This window comes from Pantoea sp. Z09, assembly GCF_022394795.1.
In the GTDB taxonomy this organism is placed as follows: domain Bacteria; phylum Pseudomonadota; class Gammaproteobacteria; order Enterobacterales; family Enterobacteriaceae; genus Pantoea; species Pantoea latae.
The window spans coordinates 3,373,658-3,393,012 of sequence record NZ_CP092373.1; the positions used below are offsets into that span (position 1 = coordinate 3,373,658).

The 19,355-nt window shown below is 60.1% G+C and carries 22 protein-coding genes; 13 read left to right on the top strand and 9 right to left on the bottom strand.

Annotation, left to right across the window (positions count from 1 at the left end; genetic code table 11):
- Positions 1–15: 15 nt before the first annotated feature.
- On the bottom strand, positions 16–1,242 hold the full coding sequence (locus MC269_RS16110) for a hypothetical protein (protein ID WP_239953019.1): 1,227 nt from the start codon (positions 1,240–1,242) through the stop codon (positions 16–18).
- 96 nt (positions 1,243–1,338) lie between these two features.
- On the opposite strand from MC269_RS16110, the gene MC269_RS16115 reads away from it, so the two are divergent.
- Complete coding sequence (locus MC269_RS16115; RefSeq protein ID WP_239953020.1) at positions 1,339–1,842, top strand: GNAT family N-acetyltransferase; 504 nt, start codon at positions 1,339–1,341, stop codon at positions 1,840–1,842.
- A 14-nt stretch (positions 1,843–1,856) separates the two neighbouring features.
- On the opposite strand, the gene MC269_RS16120 is transcribed toward MC269_RS16115, so the two are convergent.
- A complete protein-coding gene (locus tag MC269_RS16120) occupies positions 1,857–2,618 on the bottom strand; it encodes a tRNA-(ms[2]io[6]A)-hydroxylase (protein WP_239953021.1) in 762 nt (253 codons plus the stop codon).
- Positions 2,619–2,673: 55 nt separating this feature from the next.
- Positions 2,674–3,105 (bottom strand): ribonuclease E inhibitor RraB, encoded by a 432-nt coding sequence (rraB, locus tag MC269_RS16125; RefSeq protein WP_239953022.1) that lies wholly within the window; start codon positions 3,103–3,105, stop codon positions 2,674–2,676.
- A gap of 163 nt (positions 3,106–3,268) precedes the next feature.
- Between rraB and argF the strand changes: the two genes are divergently transcribed.
- The 6 genes from argF (at position 3,269) to nrdG (ending at position 9,179) form a co-directional block, all read left to right on the top strand.
- On the top strand, positions 3,269–4,276 hold the full coding sequence (argF, locus tag MC269_RS16130; RefSeq protein WP_239953023.1) for an ornithine carbamoyltransferase: 1,008 nt from the start codon (positions 3,269–3,271) through the stop codon (positions 4,274–4,276).
- 226 nt (positions 4,277–4,502) lie between these two features.
- Positions 4,503–5,438, top strand: a complete 936-nt coding sequence (gene pyrB / locus MC269_RS16135) for an aspartate carbamoyltransferase (RefSeq protein ID WP_239953024.1) — start codon at positions 4,503–4,505, stop codon at positions 5,436–5,438.
- A gap of 12 nt (positions 5,439–5,450) precedes the next feature.
- Positions 5,451–5,915 (top strand): aspartate carbamoyltransferase regulatory subunit, encoded by a 465-nt coding sequence (pyrI, locus tag MC269_RS16140; protein WP_081136866.1) that lies wholly within the window; start codon positions 5,451–5,453, stop codon positions 5,913–5,915.
- Positions 5,916–5,996: 81 nt separating this feature from the next.
- Positions 5,997–6,383 (top strand): 2-iminobutanoate/2-iminopropanoate deaminase, encoded by a 387-nt coding sequence (gene ridA, locus MC269_RS16145; protein WP_081136867.1) that lies wholly within the window; start codon positions 5,997–5,999, stop codon positions 6,381–6,383.
- A 181-nt stretch (positions 6,384–6,564) separates the two neighbouring features.
- Positions 6,565–8,703, top strand: coding sequence for an anaerobic ribonucleoside-triphosphate reductase (gene nrdD, locus MC269_RS16150; protein ID WP_239953025.1), 2,139 nt, complete (start codon positions 6,565–6,567; stop codon positions 8,701–8,703).
- Entirely contained in the window at positions 8,703–9,179 is a 477-nt protein-coding gene (nrdG, locus tag MC269_RS16155; RefSeq protein WP_239955137.1) for an anaerobic ribonucleoside-triphosphate reductase-activating protein, read from the top strand. Before nrdD ends, nrdG begins: the two co-directional genes overlap by 1 nt.
- On the opposite strand, the gene MC269_RS16160 is transcribed toward nrdG, so the two are convergent.
- Positions 9,176–9,802: an NAD-dependent epimerase/dehydratase family protein gene (locus tag MC269_RS16160; RefSeq protein ID WP_239953026.1), complete on the bottom strand. Its 627-nt coding sequence runs from the start codon at positions 9,800–9,802 to the stop codon at positions 9,176–9,178. The genes nrdG and MC269_RS16160 overlap by 4 nt on opposite strands.
- Positions 9,803–9,945: 143 nt before the next feature.
- On the opposite strand from MC269_RS16160, the gene MC269_RS16165 reads away from it, so the two are divergent.
- A complete protein-coding gene (locus MC269_RS16165) occupies positions 9,946–10,467 on the top strand; it encodes a type 1 glutamine amidotransferase domain-containing protein (RefSeq protein WP_081136871.1) in 522 nt (173 codons plus the stop codon).
- Between the two features lie 17 nt (positions 10,468–10,484).
- Here the strand turns inward: MC269_RS16165 and MC269_RS16170 are convergent, their stop codons facing one another.
- Positions 10,485–10,931: a YhbP family protein gene (locus MC269_RS16170; RefSeq protein ID WP_239953027.1), complete on the bottom strand. Its 447-nt coding sequence runs from the start codon at positions 10,929–10,931 to the stop codon at positions 10,485–10,487.
- An 89-nt stretch (positions 10,932–11,020) separates the two neighbouring features.
- Between MC269_RS16170 and MC269_RS16175 the strand changes: the two genes are divergently transcribed.
- Positions 11,021–11,308 carry a GIY-YIG nuclease family protein gene (locus MC269_RS16175; RefSeq protein WP_081136873.1) on the top strand — a complete coding sequence of 96 codons (288 nt, stop codon included), beginning with the start codon at positions 11,021–11,023 and terminating at the stop codon, positions 11,306–11,308.
- On the opposite strand, the gene MC269_RS16180 is transcribed toward MC269_RS16175, so the two are convergent.
- Both MC269_RS16180 and MC269_RS16185 read right to left on the bottom strand, forming a co-directional pair.
- Positions 11,292–11,798, bottom strand: coding sequence for a GNAT family N-acetyltransferase (locus MC269_RS16180; RefSeq protein ID WP_239953028.1), 507 nt, complete (start codon positions 11,796–11,798; stop codon positions 11,292–11,294). The genes MC269_RS16175 and MC269_RS16180 overlap by 17 nt on opposite strands.
- Positions 11,792–12,316: an SCP2 domain-containing protein gene (locus MC269_RS16185; RefSeq protein WP_081136875.1), complete on the bottom strand. Its 525-nt coding sequence runs from the start codon at positions 12,314–12,316 to the stop codon at positions 11,792–11,794. The genes MC269_RS16180 and MC269_RS16185 overlap by 7 nt, the downstream gene beginning before the upstream one ends.
- 203 nt (positions 12,317–12,519) lie before the next feature.
- Between MC269_RS16185 and MC269_RS16190 the strand changes: the two genes are divergently transcribed.
- The 3 genes from MC269_RS16190 (at position 12,520) to MC269_RS16200 (ending at position 15,534) form a co-directional block, all read left to right on the top strand.
- Positions 12,520–13,515: a peptidase U32 family protein gene (locus MC269_RS16190; RefSeq protein ID WP_239953029.1), complete on the top strand. Its 996-nt coding sequence runs from the start codon at positions 12,520–12,522 to the stop codon at positions 13,513–13,515.
- 10 nt (positions 13,516–13,525) lie between these two features.
- Complete coding sequence (locus MC269_RS16195; RefSeq protein ID WP_239953030.1) at positions 13,526–14,407, top strand: U32 family peptidase; 882 nt, start codon at positions 13,526–13,528, stop codon at positions 14,405–14,407.
- 116 nt (positions 14,408–14,523) lie between these two features.
- The gene (locus MC269_RS16200) at positions 14,524–15,534 is read left to right on the top strand and encodes a luciferase-like monooxygenase (RefSeq protein ID WP_239953031.1); all 1,011 of its coding nucleotides are present in this window, start codon (positions 14,524–14,526) and stop codon (positions 15,532–15,534) included.
- A gap of 18 nt (positions 15,535–15,552) precedes the next feature.
- Here MC269_RS16200 and MC269_RS16205 read toward each other — a convergent pair whose 3' ends face one another.
- Positions 15,553–16,455 (bottom strand): AraC family transcriptional regulator, encoded by a 903-nt coding sequence (locus MC269_RS16205; protein ID WP_239953032.1) that lies wholly within the window; start codon positions 16,453–16,455, stop codon positions 15,553–15,555.
- Positions 16,456–16,627: 172 nt separating this feature from the next.
- Here MC269_RS16205 and MC269_RS16210 point away from each other — a divergent pair, with 172 nt between their 5' ends.
- Complete coding sequence (locus MC269_RS16210; RefSeq protein WP_239953033.1) at positions 16,628–17,374, top strand: SDR family NAD(P)-dependent oxidoreductase; 747 nt, start codon at positions 16,628–16,630, stop codon at positions 17,372–17,374.
- A 54-nt stretch (positions 17,375–17,428) separates the two neighbouring features.
- On the opposite strand, the gene MC269_RS16215 is transcribed toward MC269_RS16210, so the two are convergent.
- Positions 17,429–19,345, bottom strand: a complete 1,917-nt coding sequence (locus MC269_RS16215; protein ID WP_239953034.1) for a DEAD/DEAH family ATP-dependent RNA helicase — start codon at positions 19,343–19,345, stop codon at positions 17,429–17,431.
- Between the last annotated feature and the right edge of the window lie 10 nt (positions 19,346–19,355).

Consider the following 19,355-nt stretch of genomic DNA (forward strand, 5'->3'; position numbering starts at 1 on the left):
TTTATAGAGTTCAGTTCAATCTGGAAGCGATTCAAAAAATTTTTTTAACGCCGCGCCTGTTCTCACCTGATCACTTTTAGCAATCAGACAAAACTGGCTTGATTTATTCAATTCTAGTTTAGAATCTTTATCCGACTTCCAGAGTAATCCATTATTTTCCAGAGCCTTTTGCCTTAGTTGTTTTAAAGTAGAAGGACACACCAGTAACACCTCACCACTGGAAAAGACCTCGACTCCGTTTACTAAACGAATATTACCTTCATCCCACTTACGCGTTTCCCCCCACTCCTTTCTGGGAAAATAGTATGCAGGAAACTTATCCGCGTTAAAGGCAAAAACTTTTGTTTCCCAAGAGGACATCCCGACCAATTCAATCGAGCGTTGATTAATTTGAATGGGCAGAGCAGAAAAAACGCCGAAAATGACAATAAGTATGGCTGGCGCTAGCGTCAGTGTAGGAGGAATTACCCCATCGTGGTCACGTTTGTTTTTGAAAATCATAACAAGCGCAGGTAAAAACAGCACAAAATATAGCGCTATCACAATAGTGTATTGAACTATCAGACTTTCATGTGTGAAATATATTTTTGAACCTGTCAAAATATACAATGGCATAATTGAGAGAAAAGCAACACACAACGAAAACGAACAATAAAAAAGGTTTATTATTGATGGGTAAGATTTAAACCTCTCCCAGAAAAACCACCTTTTTAATGCGCTATCACCTTCAACTTTATCCTTATACATACGCTGAAAACGAAAAATAAATTCGCGTAGGTATATTTCATCAGAGTTATTTATAAAACGATTAAATATTATGTGACTTATAAATGCAACAAAAAAGGTGATCAAAAACAACTCTTGATCGAATTCAGATTTTATAAAAAGTACTGTAATCGCTGTTATCACTGCGATTAGTGCGGTAGCAGCAGCACATCCTTCATTGTAATCAACCTTGAGCCGTTGCCTGAGGCTTAAATTTTTCTTATCTTTAATAGCACTTTTGAGGCCCACTATAGCACAAAGCGCAGATGGCATAACAAACATAAAAGATATAGCAACAAAAAACACTAGGGACGATATTAATATCGCTAAACTTCCTGCAACATTGCCAATAATCAAGGGAAAAAAATCTACGCGGCCGATCCACTGAAAGTAAGCCCAGACGTTTATAAAACCCATCACAATAAAAAGAACGGATAAGTTTTTATAGTTTTTAAATAACCAGCGTAACGCTGCCATTTCATGCCTCCATGCATTATCAGTTATATTGCTTTTCCCGGACGATAATGCTATTTCTGGTGAATGTCTAACCGATTTTAACCACGTTATATCGCCATGATCTCTGAAACCCAGCCTTCATTGACGCTGCGTCCCATCAGCGCCGCCGACAATCCCCATATCGCTCAGGTGATCCGCGCCGTCTCGGCTGAGTTCGGCCTGACCGCCGACAAAGGCTATACCGTGGCCGATCCGCAGCTCGACAGCCTGTATGAACTCTACAGCGCCGAGCACAGCGCCTACTGGGTGGTGGAGCATCAGGGAAAAGTGGTGGGCGGCGGCGGGGTCGCCCCGCTCGCCTGCAGCGCGCCCGATATCTGCGAGCTGCAGAAGATGTACTTCCTGCCGGAGGTGCGCGGCTTCGGCGTGGCGCGCGAGCTGGCGCTACGCGCCATGGAGCATGCGCGCCAGCGCGGCTTTCGGCGCTGCTATCTGGAAACCACCGGCAGCCTGACGCGCGCCATTAAGCTCTACGAGTCGCTGGGCTTTGAACGCATCAATGAGGTGCTCGGCTGTACCGGCCACGGCGACTGCGAGTATCGCATGCTGAAAGCGCTGTAAGCGCGCTTTCGCTGTCAGAACGCCGGCACGCCGCTGTGGAAACGCAGCTCCGCGTCCGGCTCGCTAATCAGCTTCGCCTCCGCTTCGCCAATTGCCCGCACGCGCGGTGCGATATCCTTCGGCGAGATCTGCGCCGCCAGCGCTAAATAGTCCTGATAGTGACGCGCTTCCGAACGCAGCAGCGAAATATAGAACTTCTCCAGCTCCTCATCCAGCCAGGGCGCGAGGCTGGCGAAACGCTCGCAGGAGCGCGCCTCGATATAGGCGGCGCAGATCAGCTTGTCCACCAGCGTATCGGGCTCGTGCGTGGTGATCTCCCGCAGCAGCCCTTTGGCGTAGCGGCTGGAGGTGATCTTGTGATAGGGCAAGCCGCGCGCCTGCATAATTTCCCAGACCTGATAAAAGTGGTGCAGCTCCTCTTTAATCAGCAGCACCATTTTCTCCACCAGGTCGTCCGCCCAGGGCAGCTCGTTGCGCACGATAACGCTTTTCGTCAGGCTCTTATGCGCCTGGATAAACTGGCTGTCGGGCTGCTCGCGAAAAATAAAATCTTCATAGGGTTTCAGCCAGGCGAGGATCGCCTCGCCGCTCGGCTTGTCGGCGACATATTTGCGGATCAGCCAGGTGGCGGTCTGTGCCGCTTTTAGCTCGCAGACCAGGTGGTCGGTCAGCAGCAGCGTCAGATTTTCCGGCTTGCGCGCCTCGTCAATCCAGGCTTGCGGCGTGCGGCAGAGTAAAAACTGAGTGATGGGTTCAAGCAGCGGTGCGTAGTTCATGTCAGTTCATAGGGCAGAGAGCGGAAAGGCGGAGCGCGCGGCTCCGCCCGAAAAATCAGTGGCGGACGCCGTTGTCTTCGTCGCCGTCGATAATGTCGCCATCATCATCATCGTCGTCTTCGTCTTCCGCGTCGGGATCTTCGAAGTAGGTGCCCCAGCCGTCGTAGTCGACGTTGTATTTCCCGACCAGGTTGACCAGCTGCTCAACCTGCACGTCGATCAGCTCCGGCTTCAGCGCCGACTCACTGAGAATATCGACGCACATCACCGTGGTGCCGTCTTCCAGCTCCAGCTCTTCCGGCTCGGTGACTTCATAGCCCAGCTTGAACGCATCGACGGCGGCTTTCTCCAGCGAATCGAAGTTGTTGCAGGAGAGATGATGTTCAATGGTATAGAGCGCATCGGGATCGCTGCCATCTTCCAGCAGCTCATCAATGATTTGACGCGTCTCTTCACGCTGCTCTTCCAGCAATGCTTCATATGCCATGGCGAATTCCCCTCAGTGTTCGGCAATAAACAAGTATTTTCCCACACTGCCCGGCGCGCCACTACTCAAAAGCGAAAGTTTCTTTACGCCGGGGTTGAAAATGAATATTCATACGTTTAAATTGAATTTTCATTCAATCAGAATGGCTGCACTGGAGCCTGTTATGAGTCACCTTTTTCAACGCCACTTCCTTCGGCTGCTCGATTTGAGCCCAGCCGACATCACCGCCCTGCTCGACCTCGCCGCTGAATTAAAACGCGCTAAAAAAAACGGTAGCGAAACCCAGCGCCTGAAAGGCAAAAACATCGCGCTCATCTTCGAAAAAGACTCGACCCGTACCCGATGCTCTTTCGAAGTTGCCGCATACGACCAGGGCGCCAACGTTACTTATCTCGGCCCGAGCGGCAGCCAGATCGGCCATAAAGAGTCGATGAAAGATACCGCGCGCGTGCTGGGCCGCATGTATGACGGCATTCAGTATCGCGGCTATGGCCAGGCGCTGGTGGAGACGCTGGCGGAGCATGCCGGCGTGCCGGTGTGGAACGGCCTGACCACCGAGTTTCACCCTACCCAGCTGCTGGCCGATCTGCTTACCATGCAGGAGCATCTGCCGGGCAAAGCGCTCAGCGAGATGACGCTGGTCTACGTCGGCGACGCGCGCAACAACATGGGCAACAGCATGCTGGAAGCGGCGGCGGTGACCGGCCTGGATCTGCGTCTGGTGGCGCCGCAGGGCTGCTGGCCGGAACCGGAGCTGGTCGAGGCGTGCCGTCAGGCGGCGCAGGCCACCGGCGGCAAAATTACGCTGACCGAAGATATCGCCGAAGGGGTCAAGGGCGCGGACTTTATCTACACCGACGTCTGGGTGTCGATGGGCGAGGCGAAAGCGGTGTGGGAAGAGCGCATCGCGCTGCTGCGCGGCTATCAGGTGAATCAGGCGATGCTGCAGCTGACCGGCAATCCGCAGGTGAAGTTCCTGCACTGCCTGCCGGCGTTTCATGACGACCAGACCACGCTGGGTCGCCAGATGGCGGAACAGTATGGCCTGCACAACGGCATGGAAGTGAGCGACGAGGTGTTTGAGTCCGAGCACAGCATCGTGTTCGATCAGGCGGAAAACCGCATGCACACCATCAAAGCGGTGATGGTGGCGACGCTTAGCCAGGCTTAGTGTTGGGTACCGCAAACGTTTCCCTTGATGCAAACTGGCGGACGCGTATAATGCGCCCGACTTTGCCGGAGGAAGCATGCAACAGCGCAGCGTACAGATTCACGCGACATCACGCCTGAACGCAGGCGGCGCCCCTGTTTTTTCCGTCATCAACCCGATCGTTAAAAAAGCCCCTTAAGCAGGGGCTTTTTTTTGTCCGCAATTCGGCAGCGCAGAGAGGCGACCTATGGCTAACCCTTTATATCGCAAGCATATCATTTCTATTAACGATCTCAGCCGCGACGAACTGGAGCGGGTGCTGCATACCGCCGCGCAGCTGAAAGCGCATCCGCAGCCGGAGCTGCTGAAGCACAAGGTGATCGCCAGCTGCTTCTTTGAAGCCTCGACGCGCACGCGCCTGTCGTTTGAAACGGCGATCCACCGGCTGGGCGCCTCGGTGGTGGGCTTCGCCGACGGCAGCAACACCTCGCTCGGCAAAAAGGGCGAAACCCTGGCGGATACCATCTCCGTGATCGGCACCTATGTCGACGCCATCGTGATGCGCCATCCGCAGGAAGGTGCGGCGCGGCTCGCCACCGAGTTTTCCGGCGGCGTGCCGATCCTCAACGCCGGCGACGGTGCCAACCAGCATCCGACCCAGACGCTGCTCGATCTCTTTACCATCCGCGAAACCCAGAGCCGGCTGGACAACCTGAGCATCGCCATGGTTGGCGACCTGAAATATGGCCGCACCGTGCACTCCCTGACGCAGGCGCTGGCGAAGTTCGACGGCAACCGCTTCTACTTTATCGCGCCCGACGCGCTGGCGATGCCCGCCTATATCACCGACACGCTGGACGAGCGCGGCATCGTCTGGTCGCGCCACGACAGCATCGAAGCGGTGATGCCGCACGCCGATATTCTCTACATGACGCGCGTACAGAAAGAGCGTCTCGATCCCTCGGAATACGCCAACGTCAAAGCACAGTTTATCCTGCGCGCGGCGGATCTGGCCGGCGCGCGCGACAATATGAAGGTGCTGCATCCGCTGCCGCGCGTGGACGAGATCGCCACCGACGTCGATAAAACGCCCCATGCCTGGTACTTCCAGCAGGCGGGCAACGGCATTTTCGCGCGTCAGGCTCTGCTGGCGCTGATACTCAACAGCGAACTGGATCTGTAAGGAGCAATCGCCATGACTCACGACAACAAACTGCAGGTAGAAGCGATCAAGCGCGGCACGGTTATTGACCATATTCCTGCGCAGGTCGGGTTTAAGCTGCTGTCGCTGTTTCGCCTGACGGAAACCGACCAGCGCATCACGATTGGCCTTAACCTCCCGTCCGGCGAGATGGGTCGCAAGGATCTGATCAAGATCGAGAACACTTTTCTCACCGAAGATCAGATCAACCAGCTAGCGGTCTACGCGCCACACGCCACGGTCAACCGCATCGACGACTATGAAGTGGTGGCGAAAATCGCCCCGACGCTGCCGGAGCGCATTGAGCGCGTGCTGACCTGTCCCAACGGCAACTGCATCAGCCGCAGCGAGCCGGTGTTTTCCTCTTTTGCGGTGAAAAAGCGCGACGATGAGGTGCTGCTGACCTGCAAATATTGCGAGAAGGCCTTCGCGCACCACGTGGTGCTCGGCCACTGGTAATCGCCCTGCCCGCCCCTATAATGGGGCGATATTTCTCGCCAGCGGCGCCCGCCGCCGCTGCGTCACTCTTAAGGAGCAAGTATGTCTCGCGAAATCAGTACGGAAAAAGCGCCAGCGGCGATCGGTCCCTATGTGCAGGGCGTCGATCTGGGCAATATGATTATCACCTCCGGTCAGATCCCGGTCGATCCGGCCACTGGCGCGGTGCCGGACGCCATCGCCGACCAGGCGCGCCAGTCGCTGGAAAACGTGAAGGCGATCGTCGAAGCGGCGGGCCTGCAGGTTGGCGACATCGTGAAAACCACGGTGTTCGTGAAAGATCTGAACGACTTCGCCACCGTCAACGCCACCTACGAAGCCTTCTTCACCGAGCATCACGCCTCTTTCCCGGCGCGCTCCTGCGTGGAAGTGGCGCGTCTGCCGAAAGACGTCAAAATCGAGATTGAAGCGATCGCCCTGCGCCGCTAAGCCTCTCTGCGCGCTGCGCCCGCAGCGCGCCTTTTTGCCCCCGTTCGCCTTTTCGCCTGGCTTTGCGCCACGACCCGCCCTTCTTTGTTTCAGGTCAAAACAGCGGCGATTATATTCTCCTGATCTCCATATATAGTGGCTAAAATCCTTCGCAGCACAACATGTAGCGAATGGAGAGAACATGGCAAAGGTAGTGGTGAAGCGCGACGGCTGTCGCTCAGGGTTTGACGCCGCCAGAATCGAGGCGGCGGTCGCGGCGGCGGCCCGTGCGGCGCAGGTCGAAGATGCGCAGTGGTGCGCCGCGGTCGCCCGCCGCGTCAGCGAGAAGCTGGCGGATCGCGTTGAGGTGGATATCCGCGATATTCAGTTCGCGGTCGAAGAGACGCTGATGTGCGGCCCCTACCCCCAGCTGGCGCGCGCCTATATCGAATACCGGCACGACCGCGACGTGGCGCGCGAGCAGCGCGGCAAGCTGCATCACGCCATTCGCGGCCTGGTCGATCAAACCAACGCCGCGCTGCTGAACGAGAACGCCAATAAAGACAGCAAGGTGATCCCGACGCAGCGCGATCTGCTGGCGGGGATCGTGGCGAAACACTATGCGCAGCAGCAGATCCTGCCGCGCGACGTGGTGCAGGCGCACGAGCGCGGCGAGATCCACTATCACGATCTCGACTACTCTCCTTTCTTTCCCATGTTCAACTGCATGCTGATCGATCTAAAAGGGATGCTTACTAACGGCTTCAAGATGGGCAACGCCGAGATCGAGCCGCCAAAGTCGATCGCCACCGCCACGGCGGTCACCGCGCAGATCATCGCGCAGGTGGCCAGCCATATCTACGGCGGCACCACCATCAACCGCATCGACGAGGTGCTGGCGCCCTTCGTTCAGCTCAGCCTGGAGAAGCATCGCGCCGTCGCCGCCGAATGGCAGATCCCCGACGTCGACGCCTATGCGCGGGCGCGCACCGAGAAAGAGTGCTACGACGCCTTTCAGTCGCTGGAGTATGAGGTCAATACCCTGCACACCGCCAACGGCCAGACGCCGTTCGTCACCTTCGGCTTCGGGCTAGGCACCAGCTGGGCGGCGCGCCTGATCCAGCAGTCGATCCTGCGCAACCGCATCGCCGGACTGGGAAAAAACCACAAGACCGCCGTTTTTCCCAAGCTGGTGTTCGCCATCCGCGAGGGGCTGAATCGCCGTCCGGGCGATCTCAACTATGACATCAAGCAGCTGGCGCTGGAGTGCGCCAGCAAGCGCATGTATCCCGATATCCTTAACTACGACCAGGTGGTGAAGGTCACCGGCTCGTTTAAAACGCCGATGGGCTGCCGCAGCTTTCTTGGAGTGTATGAAGAGAACGGCGTCGAAATCCACGACGGGCGCAATAATCTGGGGGTCATCAGCCTGAATCTGCCGCGCATCGCGCTCGAGGCGCAGGGCGACGAGGCGCGCTTCTGGACGCTGCTCGACGAACGTCTGGCGCTGGCGAAGCGCGCGCTGATGACGCGCATCGCCCGGCTGGAGAAAACCAAAGCGCGCGTGGCGCCGATCCTCTACATGGAGGGCGCCTGCGGCGTACGGCTCAACGCCGATGACGAAGTGGGGCCGATTTTCCGCAACGGCCGCGCCTCGCTGTCGCTGGGCTATATCGGCCTGCATGAAACCCTGAACGCGCTGAGCGGCGGCGCGCGTCATCCCTATGACGATGCCGCGCTACGCGCCAAAGGGATCGCCATCGTCTCGCGCCTGCGCGCCGCCACCGACGCCTGGAAAGCGGAGACCGGCTACGGCTTCAGCCTCTACAGCACGCCGAGCGAAAACCTCTGCGACCGCTTCTGCCGCCTCGACGCCGCGCAGTTCGGCGTGGTGCCGGGCGTCACCGATAAAGGCTACTACACCAACAGCTTCCACCTCGACGTCGAGAAAAAAGTGAACCCCTACGACAAGATCGACTTTGAGGCGCCCTATCCGCCGCTGGCGAGCGGCGGCTTCATCTGTTACGGCGAATATCCCAACGTGCAGCATAACCTCAAGGCGCTGGAGGATGTGTGGGACTACAGCTACGACCGCGTGCCCTACTACGGCACCAATACGCCGATCGATGAGTGCTATGCGTGCGGCTTTACCGGCGAGTTCAGCTGCACCAGCCGCGGCTTTACCTGTCCGAACTGCGGCAACCACGATCCGGCGCGCGTGTCGGTGACGCGCCGCGTCTGCGGCTATCTCGGCAGCCCCGACGCGCGCCCGTTCAACGCCGGCAAGCAGGAAGAGGTGCAGCGACGCGTGAAACATCTGGAGAGCGGACCGCTGGGATGATGCATTTTCATCGCTACTACGATGTCGACATCGTTAACGGTCCGGGCACGCGCTGCACGCTGTTCGTGGCCGGGTGCGAGCATCAGTGTCGCGGCTGCTACAACCAGAGCACCTGGCGGCTCGACTCCGGCGCGCCTTTTACCCTGCAGCATGAGGAGCGGCTGATCGCCGATCTGCAGGACAGCCGTATCCCGCGTCAGGGACTCTCGCTGAGCGGCGGCGATCCGCTGCATCCGCACAACGTGCCGCATATTCGTCGGCTGGTGAAACGGGTGCGCGCGGAGTGCCCGGGAAAAGATATCTGGCTCTGGACTGGCTATCAGCGCGCTGAGCTTAACTGCGCGCAGCGCGAAGTGCTCAACTATATCGATGTGCTGATCGACGGACGCTTTATCGAGGCGCAGAGAGATGCGACGCTGCGATGGCGCGGCAGTCGCAACCAGATTATCTGGGAGCTGAGCAAAGAGCGCGGCTAGCGCGGGATCTGCCCCGATTCGATAATCTCGACGCGCTCGCCGCCTGGCTGGAACGCCTGCTGATGCATGCACTTTGCCACCGCCAGCGCGGAGACCGAACGCCAGTTGCCGGGCAGCATGCCGAACAGCGGTGCCATCAGGCTTTCCCCGGCGCGTTTATGCGTGCGCTCGCCCAGCAGCAGCGAAGGCCGCACCAGCGTCAGGCGCGGCCAGCCCTGATGACGCAGCGCCGTCTCCATCTCGCCTTTAACCCGGTTATAGAAAAAAGGCGAATGGCGATTCGCGCCGTGCGCGCTGACGGCCACCATCTGCACCGCACCCAGCCGCAGGCCGTTCAGGCCGGTATCCACCACCAGCGTGTAGTCGACGTGCAGAAACGCCGCTTTGCTGCCCGCCGCTTTGCGCGTGGTGCCAAGACAGCAAAAGACGCTGTCGATGGCGACGTTAAGCGGCCGCAGCACGTCGGTGAGATCCGCTTCGACCGGATTCACCACCTTTTTCATCGGCGGCAGCGGACGCCGCGTCGGCGCGATAATTTCATCCACGCGCGCATCCGCCACCAGCAGGCGCAAAAGATGCGACCCCACCAGTCCCGTCGCGCCGGTCAGTAATACACGATGCATGCGGCCTCCCGCTAACCTGTTGCCATTACTCTGAAATATAGTCAGCTTTTGCCGTCCGGCTTGCATTTTCAGCACAAACAACCAGGCTTAAGCTGTTCACCAGGAGAGCGCATTGTGCGTAAACCATCATGAGGAGGGAAAAAATGAGCAAGAAGATTGCGGTGTTGATTACCGATGAATTTGAAGACTCAGAATTTACCTCACCCGCTGACGCCTATAAACAGGCGGGCTTCGAGGTGGTGACCATTGAGAAAGAGGCGGGTAAAACCGTCACCGGCAAACAGGGCGAAGCGCAGGTGAAGATCGACCGCGCTATCGACGAGGTCAGCCCGGCGGAGTTCGACGCGCTGCTGCTGCCCGGCGGCCATTCCCCTGACTCACTGCGCGGCGACGACCGTTTTGTCGCCTTTACCAAAGAGTTTGTCGCCAGCGGCAAGCCGATTTTCGCTATCTGCCACGGTCCGCAGCTGCTGATCAGCGCCAACGGCGTGCGCGGCCGCAAAATGACCTGTGTGAAGGCGATTGCTATCGACCTGCGCAACGCCGGCGCCGACTTCTATGACGAAGAGGTGATCGTGGATGACGATCGGCTGGTCACTAGCCGCACGCCAGAGGATCTGCCCGCCTTTAATCGCGAGTCGCTGCGTATTCTGCAGGCGTCATAACGCTGTCTCCCTTTCCCTCAGGGGAAAGGGACTTCACTCTCTTCCCGCCGCCAGCTGATTTTTTTGCCAAATCCCAGCGCGTTATCGGTCATCTTGACCTCCTCCAGTCGGATCTCCCACAGCGGCGCAGAGACTTTGCGCGCCACCGGAAAACGCCTCTGATATCGCCTGCGCGCCAGCGCTTCCGCCTCACCGTCGAGCAGCGCAATGGTGCCGCGATACTGCACCCCTTTAATCAGCAGAACGGTTTTCGGCTGGCCGTTGACCGTGCCCGCCACCTGCGGATTCACCTGCAGCAGCGCACCGTGGCGCGTATCGGCTTCGGTCATCAGCCAGAACGCCATGCGCGCTTCGTCGAACACGTAAAAGCAGTTGGCGCACCAGAGATTGCCGTCGGCGTGGCAGCAGAGCGAGAGCACATGCTGTTTTTTCAGGTAACGCACCAGATGGGAATGGTCAGACACGATCGTTTGCTCCGTGCAAAATCGCCGGATAGCCGCCGCGCGGCTGGCGCGCTACACTGCCCGGCAGGAAAAGTTCAGGGATTAAAATAATGAGCGAGGGCTGGCAGCTCTATATGGTTCAGACCGCCGCGGGCGTGCTCTATACCGGCATCTCCACCGACGTAGCGCGACGCCTTGAGCAGCATCAGAGCGGACGCGGCGCGCGCGCGCTGCGCGGCAAAGGCCCGCTGGCGCTGGTCTATCGCTGCGACGCCGGCGATCGCGCGGCGGCGTCGCGGCTGGAGTATCGGGTTAAGCAGCTCAGCCGACAGCAGAAGCTGCGGCTGGTGGCGCATCAGCCGGCGTGTCTCGCCAGCTGGCTTACGCAAAACGGTTGAACGGCTCGGCAAAATCGACCTGGCCTTCCGCCCCGACAAAGGCGTCATCCGCCAGGCGGTAGACCTGGAACGCCGCTTCGCTGCCCGGCCAGCGGCAGTGCAGCGCGTGGCGCGCAGCCGGCTCGAAGCCGAAGCGATTGTAGTAGGCGGGATCGCCCAGCACCACCACCGCGCTGTAGCCGAACTCGTTCAGGGTATCGAGCCCGGCGTAGATCAGCTGCTCGCCGATTTTCTGTCCGCGCACGCTCTCATCCACCGCCAGCGGCGCCAGGCCAACCCAGTTGCGGTCTTCGCCCTGCAGCGTCACCGGACTGAAGGCGGCATAGCCCAGCACCTGGCCTTCGTCGTCCGTCGCCACCACGCCCAGCGTCAGCAGGCCATCTTCCCGCAGCTGCTGAACCAGCTCGGCTTCCGCGTCACGCTTGAAGCTGCGTCTTAACAAACTGTCGATGCTTGCCGCATCGACCCCAATTTCTGTGCGAATTAACATACACTCTCCGCGCGCGCCTGTGCGGCCTTCGCGTCCTGTTTCATTCCCGCTTCGACAAACGCAGCCAGCTGCTGCAGTCCCGTGCGCAACGCCGTGGGCATGGCCTCAAGCTCCAGAGCATCCATCAGGTTTTTCACCTCCAGTCCCAGCTCCGTGTCGCCTTCGATCACCAGACGACGCTGGAAAAACAGCATATCGGGGTCCGCCTTACGGGCGGCGACCAGCAGCAGATCGTTAGCGTTGCCGCGAAACCAGACGTCCGCTTCCGCATCCTGTACGACCCTGAGCTGACCCTCTTCAATGGTGGTTATCCAGCGTAAATTGACATCGGCGATCTCAATGCCCAGATAGCGCGCCTGCAGAAAGTCTAACTCACCTTCCGCTAAAGCATGACGAAATTGCCAGTTTAGGAGTTGTTGCAACAGGGCCCTTTTAACCGCGAAAGGCGTCAGCGCCAGGGGTAAGCTGAGGAATTTTGGGCCTTTTTTCACTAACTCAGCGCGTAACTGTTCGAACACGGGCGTCTCTCCATCCTGAAAATTTCAGGTATATTGCCACATCCGCCGGGCCACACCGCAGCCGAGATCAATAATTTCGCCGCCCCGGTGGGCGAAATTTCCGCCAGTCGGCGGCTCAAGTGGCGTTTCACTGCCCCAAATCAACATTTCCCGCCAGCCGCTTGCCTAGACTCGTCGCCTTATCCTGTCGACGAGGGATCACTATGGAACTGCTGTGTCCGGCCGGCAATCTGCCCGCCGTGCGATCAGCGGTGGAGAATGGCGCCGATGCGGTGTATGTCGGACTGAAAGATGACACCAACGCGCGCCACTTCGCCGGGCTGAACTTTACCGATAAGAAGCTGGCAGAGGCGGCGCGCTATCTGCATCAGCACCGCCGTAAATTGCATGTGGCTATTAATACTTTTGCGCATCCTGACGGCATGGGCCGCTGGCAGCGCGCCATCGACGTGGCGGCGCAGAACGGCGCGGACGCGCTGATCCTCGCCGACATCGCCACGCTGGAGTATGCGACCCAGCGCTATCCCGAGGTGGAGCGTCATCTGTCGGTGCAGGCCTCTGCCACCAACCTCGAAGCGGTGCGCTTCTACCATCGCCACTTCGCCCTGAGCCGCGTGGTGCTGCCGCGCGTGCTGTCGCTGCATCAGGTTAAACAGCTGGCGCGCGAGACGCCGGTGCCGCTGGAGGTGTTCGCCTTCGGCAGCCTGTGCATTATGGCGGAGGGCCGCTGCTACCTCTCCTCCTGGCTGACCGGCGAATCGCCGAACAGCGCGGGCGCCTGTTCACCGGCAAAGTTTGTACGCTGGCAGCAGACGCCCAACGGCATGGAGTCGCGCCTGAACGACGTGCTGATCGACCGCTATGCGCCGGACGAGAGCGCCGGCTATCCCACGCTGTGCAAAGGCCGCTATCAGGTGGACGGCCAGCGCTATCACGTGCTGGAGGAGCCCACCAGCCTCAATACCCTGACGCTGCTGCCGGATCTGCTGCGCGCGGGCGTCGCCTCGGTAAAAATCGAGGGACGCCAGCGCAGCCCGGCCTATGTCGCCCAGGTGGCGCGCGTCTGGCGTCAGGCGATCGACCGCTGCACGCGCGCGCCGGAAAGCTTTGCCGTCACCGACGGCTGGACGGCGGCGCTGGATGAGCTGTCCGAAGGCTCGCAGACCACGCTTGGCGCTTACCACCGTGAATGGCAATAAGGAGAACAGCATGCAATACGCAATCGGTCCGGTGCTGTGGTACTGGCCGACAGAGCAGCTGGCGCGTTTTTACCAGCAGGTGGCGAGCAGCAGCGCCGATATCGTCTATCTCGGCGAAGCGGTCTGCAGCAAACGGCGCGCCACCTCTTATCAGCGCTGGATGGAACTGGCGCGCGAGCTGGCGGCCAGCGGCAAGCAGGTGGTGCTCAGCACCCTGGCGCTGCTGCAGTCGCCTTCGGAGCTGAAGGAGCTGAAGCGCTACGTCGACAACGGCGAGTTTGTGATCGAGGCCAATGACGTCGGCACGGTGAATATGGCCGCCGAGCGCAAGCTGCCGTTTGTCGCCGGCCCGACGCTTAACGTCTATAACGTCGAAACCCTGCAGCTGCTGGTAAGAGAGGGCATGACGCGCTGGTGCATGCCGGTAGAGATGTCACGCGACTGGCTGCTGCAGCTGCTACAACAGAGCGAAGAGCGCAACATTCGCAGCCGGTTTGAGGTGGAAGTGCTGGGCTATGGCCACCTGCCGCTGGCGCTGTCGGCGCGCTGCTTTACCGCCCGCGCCGAACACCGCGCCAAAGATGAGTGCCAGACCTGCTGCATCAACTACCCTAACGGGCGGCGCGTCACCTCGCAGGAGGGCCAGCAGGTGTTCGTGCTGAACGGCATTCAGACCATGAGCGGCTACTGCTACAACCTCGGTAACGATTTAGCGGGCATGCGCGGCTGGGTCGATATTCTGCGCCTGTCGCCGCAAAGCGCCGCAACGCTGCAGGAGATCGCCCGCTTCCGCGCCAACGAAGAGGGGCTGTCGCCGCTGATGGTGGCGAAAGGCAACGACTGCAACGGCTACTGGCGTAAAGTGGCCGGCATGACGCTGATCTCCTCCTGAAAGGCACATAGAGGCTAGCCGCCTGCCTTTGTTAGCAGTTTTAATATGGGCATTATTACGTAATACTGGTTGGTGCAGGTTATTCATCACCTGCGCCATACCCAACTGGAGTGCCCATGTCTGAGAAAAAACCCCTTCGTCTTTCCGTGCTGGATCTGGCACCGATTCCTCATGGCTCAACCCCGCGCGATGCGTTTCACACATCGCTGGCGCTGGCGCGTCAGGCGGAAGCGTTGGGCTATGAACGTTACTGGCTGGCCGAGCACCATAATATGACCGGCATCGCCAGCGCGGCGACCTCGGTTTTGATCGGTTACCTGGCAGCTAACACCACGACCCTGCATCTGGGATCGGGCGGCATTATGCTGCCGAACCACGCGCCGCTGGTGATCGCCGAGCAGTTCGGCACCCTGGCCTCGCTCTATCCCGGCCGTATCGATTTAGGGCTGGGCCGCGCGCCCGGCTCTGACCAGCGCACCATGATGGCGCTGCGCCGACACCTCTCCAGCATCCATGCCGATACCTTCCCGGAGGATGTTCAGGAGCTGATCGACTGGTTCGACGCCGACGAAGATGCGCAGCCGCCGGTGCAGCCGGTGCCTGGCCTGGGAATGAAGATCCCGGTCTGGCTGCTTGGCTCTAGCCTCTACAGCGCGCAGCTGGCGGCGAAGCTTGGCCTGCCGTTCGCCTTTGCGTCGCACTTCGCGCCCGACCAGCTATTCCAGGCGCTTCATCTCTACCGTGAAAAATTCCAGCCGTCGGCGCGCCTGGAGAAACCCTACGCCATGGTCTGCATCAACGTGGTGGCCGCCGACAGCGAGCGCGACGCGCGCTTCCTGTTCACCTCGCAGCAGCAGCAGTTTATCAACCTGCGCCGCGGCAAGCCGGGCCCGCTGCCGGCGCCGGTGGAAAACATGGATAATCTCTGGTCGCCGTCGGAACAGTATGGCGTGCAGCAGGCGCTGAGCATGTCGCTGGTCGGCGACGCCGACAAGGTGCGTCACGGCCTGGCCGGGCTGATGCGTGAAACCCAGGCGGACGAGATCATGGTCAACGGCCAGATCTTCGATACCGAGGCGCGCCTGCGCTCTTTCGCTATTGCGATGGAAGCGGCCCGCTCGCTGTAACTCTTTGCGCGGTGGGCGCTACGCTTCCGGCCCCACCGCCCGCTGACGCACATCCCGCGCGGGAGACTGTCCGTAAAAGCGGCTGTACTCCCGGCTAAACTGCGACGCGCTCTGATACCCCACGCGGTAGCCCGCCGTTCCCGCATCCAGCCTGTCCACCAGCATCAGACGACGCGCTTCGTTCAGGCGCAGCTGCTTCTGATACTGCATCGGCGTCATCGCGGTCACCGCCTTGAAGTGATGATGCAGCGACGAGGCGCTCATGCCGACGCTGCTGGCGAGTCGGTCGATTTTCAACGGCTGATGGAAGTTCTCGCGCAGCCAGCGCGCCGCGCGCGCCACCTTGTTGCCAGGCCGCTCCGCCAGCGCCATATTGAGAATGCGTCCCCCTTCCGGCCCGGTCAGCAGCCGATAGAAGATCTCCTGCTCGATGAGCGGTGCCAGCGCGGCGATATCCTGCGGCTGATCGAGCAGGCGGATCAGCCGGATCACCGCATCCACCAGCAGCGGCGACACTTTGTGCGCGGCGATGCCGCGCTCGGTGCGCGCCTCCGCCAGCGAGGCGGTCAGCGGAAAGGTGTCGAGATAGTGCATCAGCCGCGCTTCGTTGATGGCGATGCCGATGCCAAGGTTCGGCTTCTCCGGCGTCGCCACCGTGACGCAGGAGCGCACCGGCATATCCATCGTCACCAGCAGCAGATCGCCGGGACCATAGTGAATAATCTCCTCTCCCATGCGCAGCGCCTTGCCGCCCTGCGCCACCAGCGCAAAGCTGGCCCACTGCGCATGCGCGGTGGGTTCGGAGGGCCGTGAGCTGCGGCCGAAAAAGAGAAAATCGATCGCGCTGTCGTGACGGCCATCCCCTGTTGCATGACGATCGATCAGCTGTGCCAGATGCTGTAGCTGCGCCGGTTCTGCCATAGTCTCTCCTCCCCACCCAGTCGTACCGCTATCTTACCCGAACCGCTGCGGGACGCAGCCGCCGCGCCGCCAGATTTGCAGGATCGTGCAAGAGACTTGCAGGATTGCGCTACCGCCCGATCGGCCACAAAGCGCATATTTTGCAGACGCGATATTCAGGTGGAGAGAGAAGATGAAAGCACTTGATGGAAAAATTGCGCTGGTGACGGGCGCCTCGAAAGGCATCGGCGCGGCGATAGCGACAACCTTCGCCGCCGCTGGCGCGCGCGTGATCGTCAACTATCGCCAGGATGAAGTCGGCGCGGTGGACGTCGTCAGCGATATTCGCACGCTGGGCAGCGAGGGCGTAGCGGTGCAGGCCGATATCTCACGCGAGGCGGACGTTGAGCGCCTGTTCGACACTGCGCAGGCGCACTTCGGCGCGCCCGATATCGTGGTGAACAACGCCGGTCAGTTTCACCACGGTGAGTTTAGCGCCCTGAGCCTGCTGGAGATGCAGCAGCAGCTCAACGTCAATCTGCTGGGCACGCTGCTGGTGTGTCAGCAGGCGGCGCGCCGCTTTCCCACGCGCGGCGGCTGCATCCTCAACCTCAGCGCGCTCAATAGTCAGCAGAGCACGCCGGGCTCGGTGCTCTGGGCGGCCACCAAAGGCGCGATCGATACCCTGACGCAGGGACTGGCGCGCGAGCTAGGCCCGCGCAATATCCGCGTCAATGCGCTGGCGCCGGGCATTATCATGACGGAAGGACTGCTGGCGGCGAAGAAGCTCAATCCGCAGCTGAAAGCCGCACTGCTGGCGGCGACGCCGCTGGGGCGTTTCGGGCTGCCGGAAGACGTGGCGCAGGTGGCGCTGTTTCTCGCCTCAGAGGAAGCGGCCTATATCAGCGGCGAACGGGTGCTGATCGCGGGCGGCGCGTAAGGCAAAAAAAAGGGAAGCCCGGAGGCTTCCCTTTTTATCAATCAGCCTGGCTGATTAGAACTCGCGACGACGCGGCGCTGCGGTAGCGCCCTCTTCGCGACGCGGACCGCGGCTGCCTTCACGGCTAAAGCTGCTGCGTCCACCTTCACGACCGCCTTCGCGACGCTCGGAAGAGAAACGACGTCCGCCTTCACGACCGCCTTCACGGTTGCCGCCGCCACGACGCTCGCCGCCAGCATCACGACCACCGCCGCGACGTTCGCCGCGCGCTTCGCCGGTATGCGGCTGTGCATCGCCCAGCAGCTGCATATTCATCGGTTTGTTGAGAATACGCGTGCGGGTGAAGTGCTGCAGGATATCGCCCGGCATGCCTTTCGGCAGCTCGATAGTCGAGTGGGTGCCGAACAGCTTGATGTTGCCGATGTAGCGGCTGCTGATGTCGCCTTCGTTAGCGATAGCGCCAACGATATGACGCACTTCAACGCCGTCGTCACGACCCACTTCAATGCGGTACAGCTCCATATCGCCAACGTCGCGACGTTCGCGACGCGGACGATCGCCGCCTTCGCGGTTGTCACGCGCTTCACGCGGGCTGCGACGGTCATCACGACGATCGTCGCGATCGCGGAACTCGCGACGCTGCGGACGCGGCGCGTCTGGCTGCACGATCAGCGGACGTTCGCCCTGCGCCATTTTCAGCAGCGCGGCGGCCAGCGTTTCCATATCCAGATCTTCCTGCGGAGAGAGTTTCTCCAGCAGCGCGCGATACTGGTCCAGATCGCTGCTTTCCAGCTGCTGCTGTACGCGACCGGCGAATTTCTCCAGACGACGGGTGCTCAGCAGTTCAGCGTTCGGCAGTTCAACTTCTGGAATGGTCAGCTTCATGGTGCGCTCGATGTTGCGCAGCAGACGACGCTCGCGGTTCTCAACGAACAGCAGCGCGCGACCTGCACGACCGGCGCGGCCGGTACGACCGATACGGTGAACGTAAGACTCGGCATCCAGCGGGATGTCGTAGTTAACAACCAGGCTGATGCGCTCAACGTCCAGACCACGCGCCGCAACGTCGGTGGCGATCAGGATATCGAGACGGCCATCTTTCAGACGCTCCAGAGTCTGCTCGCGCAGCGCCTGGTTCATGTCGCCGTTCAGCGCGGCGCTGTTGTAGCCGTTGCGCTCCAGCGCTTCAGCCACTTCCAGCGTGGCGTTTTTGGTGCGCACGAAGATGATCGCGGCGTCAAAATCTTCCGCTTCCAGGAAGCGCACCAGCGCGTCGGTTTTACGACCGTACGCGGTCCAGTAAGACTGGCTGATGTCCGGGCGCGTGGTGACGCTGGACTGAATGCGCACTTCCTGCGGATCTTTCATGAAACGCTTGGTGATGCGACGGATCGCTTCCGGCATGGTCGCGGAGAACAGCGCGGTCTGATGACCTTCCGGGATCTGCGCCATGATGGTTTCAACGTCTTCGATGAAGCCCATACGCAGCATTTCGTCCGCTTCGTCCAGCACCAGACCACGCAGGTTGGAGAGATCCAGCGTGCCGCGTTTCAGGTGGTCGAGCAGACGACCCGGGGTGCCCACCACAATTTGCGGGCCCTGACGCAGCGCGCGCAGCTGTACGTCATAACGCTGGCCGCCGTAAAGGGCCACGACGTTAACGCCACGCATATGTTTAGAAAATTCGGTCATCGCTTCAGCAACCTGAACCGCCAGTTCGCGGGTCGGCGCCAGCACCAGGATCTGCGGTGCGCGAAGAGTAGGATCAATGTTGTTTAACAGCGGCAGCGAGAACGCCGCGGTTTTACCACTACCGGTCTGCGCCATACCCAGTACATCGCGGCCCGCCAGCAGGTGAGGAATACACTCAGCCTGGATCGGAGAAGGCTTAACATAGCCCATGCCGTTCAGTGATTCGAGGATGTCGGCGTTCAGGCCCAGATCAGCAAAAGTGGTTTGAATATCAGTCATGTAGTACACG

Excerpts from the sequence above, each read along its gene's own strand:
- MC269_RS16110 (WP_239953019.1), bottom strand. The coding sequence starts at position 1,242 with ATGGCAGCGTTACGCTGGTTATTTAAAAACTATAAAAACTTATCCGTT.
- MC269_RS16115 (WP_239953020.1), top strand. The coding sequence starts at position 1,339 with ATGATCTCTGAAACCCAGCCTTCATTGACGCTGCGTCCCATCAGCGCC.
- MC269_RS16120 (WP_239953021.1), bottom strand. The coding sequence starts at position 2,618 with ATGAACTACGCACCGCTGCTTGAACCCATCACTCAGTTTTTACTCTGC.
- rraB (WP_239953022.1), bottom strand. The coding sequence starts at position 3,105 with ATGGCATATGAAGCATTGCTGGAAGAGCAGCGTGAAGAGACGCGTCAA.
- argF (WP_239953023.1), top strand. The coding sequence starts at position 3,269 with ATGAGTCACCTTTTTCAACGCCACTTCCTTCGGCTGCTCGATTTGAGC.
- pyrB (WP_239953024.1), top strand. The coding sequence starts at position 4,503 with ATGGCTAACCCTTTATATCGCAAGCATATCATTTCTATTAACGATCTC.
- pyrI (WP_081136866.1), top strand. The coding sequence starts at position 5,451 with ATGACTCACGACAACAAACTGCAGGTAGAAGCGATCAAGCGCGGCACG.
- ridA (WP_081136867.1), top strand. The coding sequence starts at position 5,997 with ATGTCTCGCGAAATCAGTACGGAAAAAGCGCCAGCGGCGATCGGTCCC.
- nrdD (WP_239953025.1), top strand. The coding sequence starts at position 6,565 with ATGGCAAAGGTAGTGGTGAAGCGCGACGGCTGTCGCTCAGGGTTTGAC.
- nrdG (WP_239955137.1), top strand. The coding sequence starts at position 8,703 with ATGCATTTTCATCGCTACTACGATGTCGACATCGTTAACGGTCCGGGC.
- MC269_RS16160 (WP_239953026.1), bottom strand. The coding sequence starts at position 9,802 with ATGCATCGTGTATTACTGACCGGCGCGACGGGACTGGTGGGGTCGCAT.
- MC269_RS16165 (WP_081136871.1), top strand. The coding sequence starts at position 9,946 with ATGAGCAAGAAGATTGCGGTGTTGATTACCGATGAATTTGAAGACTCA.
- MC269_RS16175 (WP_081136873.1), top strand. The coding sequence starts at position 11,021 with ATGAGCGAGGGCTGGCAGCTCTATATGGTTCAGACCGCCGCGGGCGTG.
- MC269_RS16180 (WP_239953028.1), bottom strand. The coding sequence starts at position 11,798 with ATGTTAATTCGCACAGAAATTGGGGTCGATGCGGCAAGCATCGACAGT.
- MC269_RS16190 (WP_239953029.1), top strand. The coding sequence starts at position 12,520 with ATGGAACTGCTGTGTCCGGCCGGCAATCTGCCCGCCGTGCGATCAGCG.
- MC269_RS16195 (WP_239953030.1), top strand. The coding sequence starts at position 13,526 with ATGCAATACGCAATCGGTCCGGTGCTGTGGTACTGGCCGACAGAGCAG.
- MC269_RS16200 (WP_239953031.1), top strand. The coding sequence starts at position 14,524 with ATGTCTGAGAAAAAACCCCTTCGTCTTTCCGTGCTGGATCTGGCACCG.
- MC269_RS16205 (WP_239953032.1), bottom strand. The coding sequence starts at position 16,455 with ATGGCAGAACCGGCGCAGCTACAGCATCTGGCACAGCTGATCGATCGT.
- MC269_RS16210 (WP_239953033.1), top strand. The coding sequence starts at position 16,628 with ATGAAAGCACTTGATGGAAAAATTGCGCTGGTGACGGGCGCCTCGAAA.
- MC269_RS16215 (WP_239953034.1), bottom strand. The coding sequence starts at position 19,345 with ATGACTGATATTCAAACCACTTTTGCTGATCTGGGCCTGAACGCCGAC.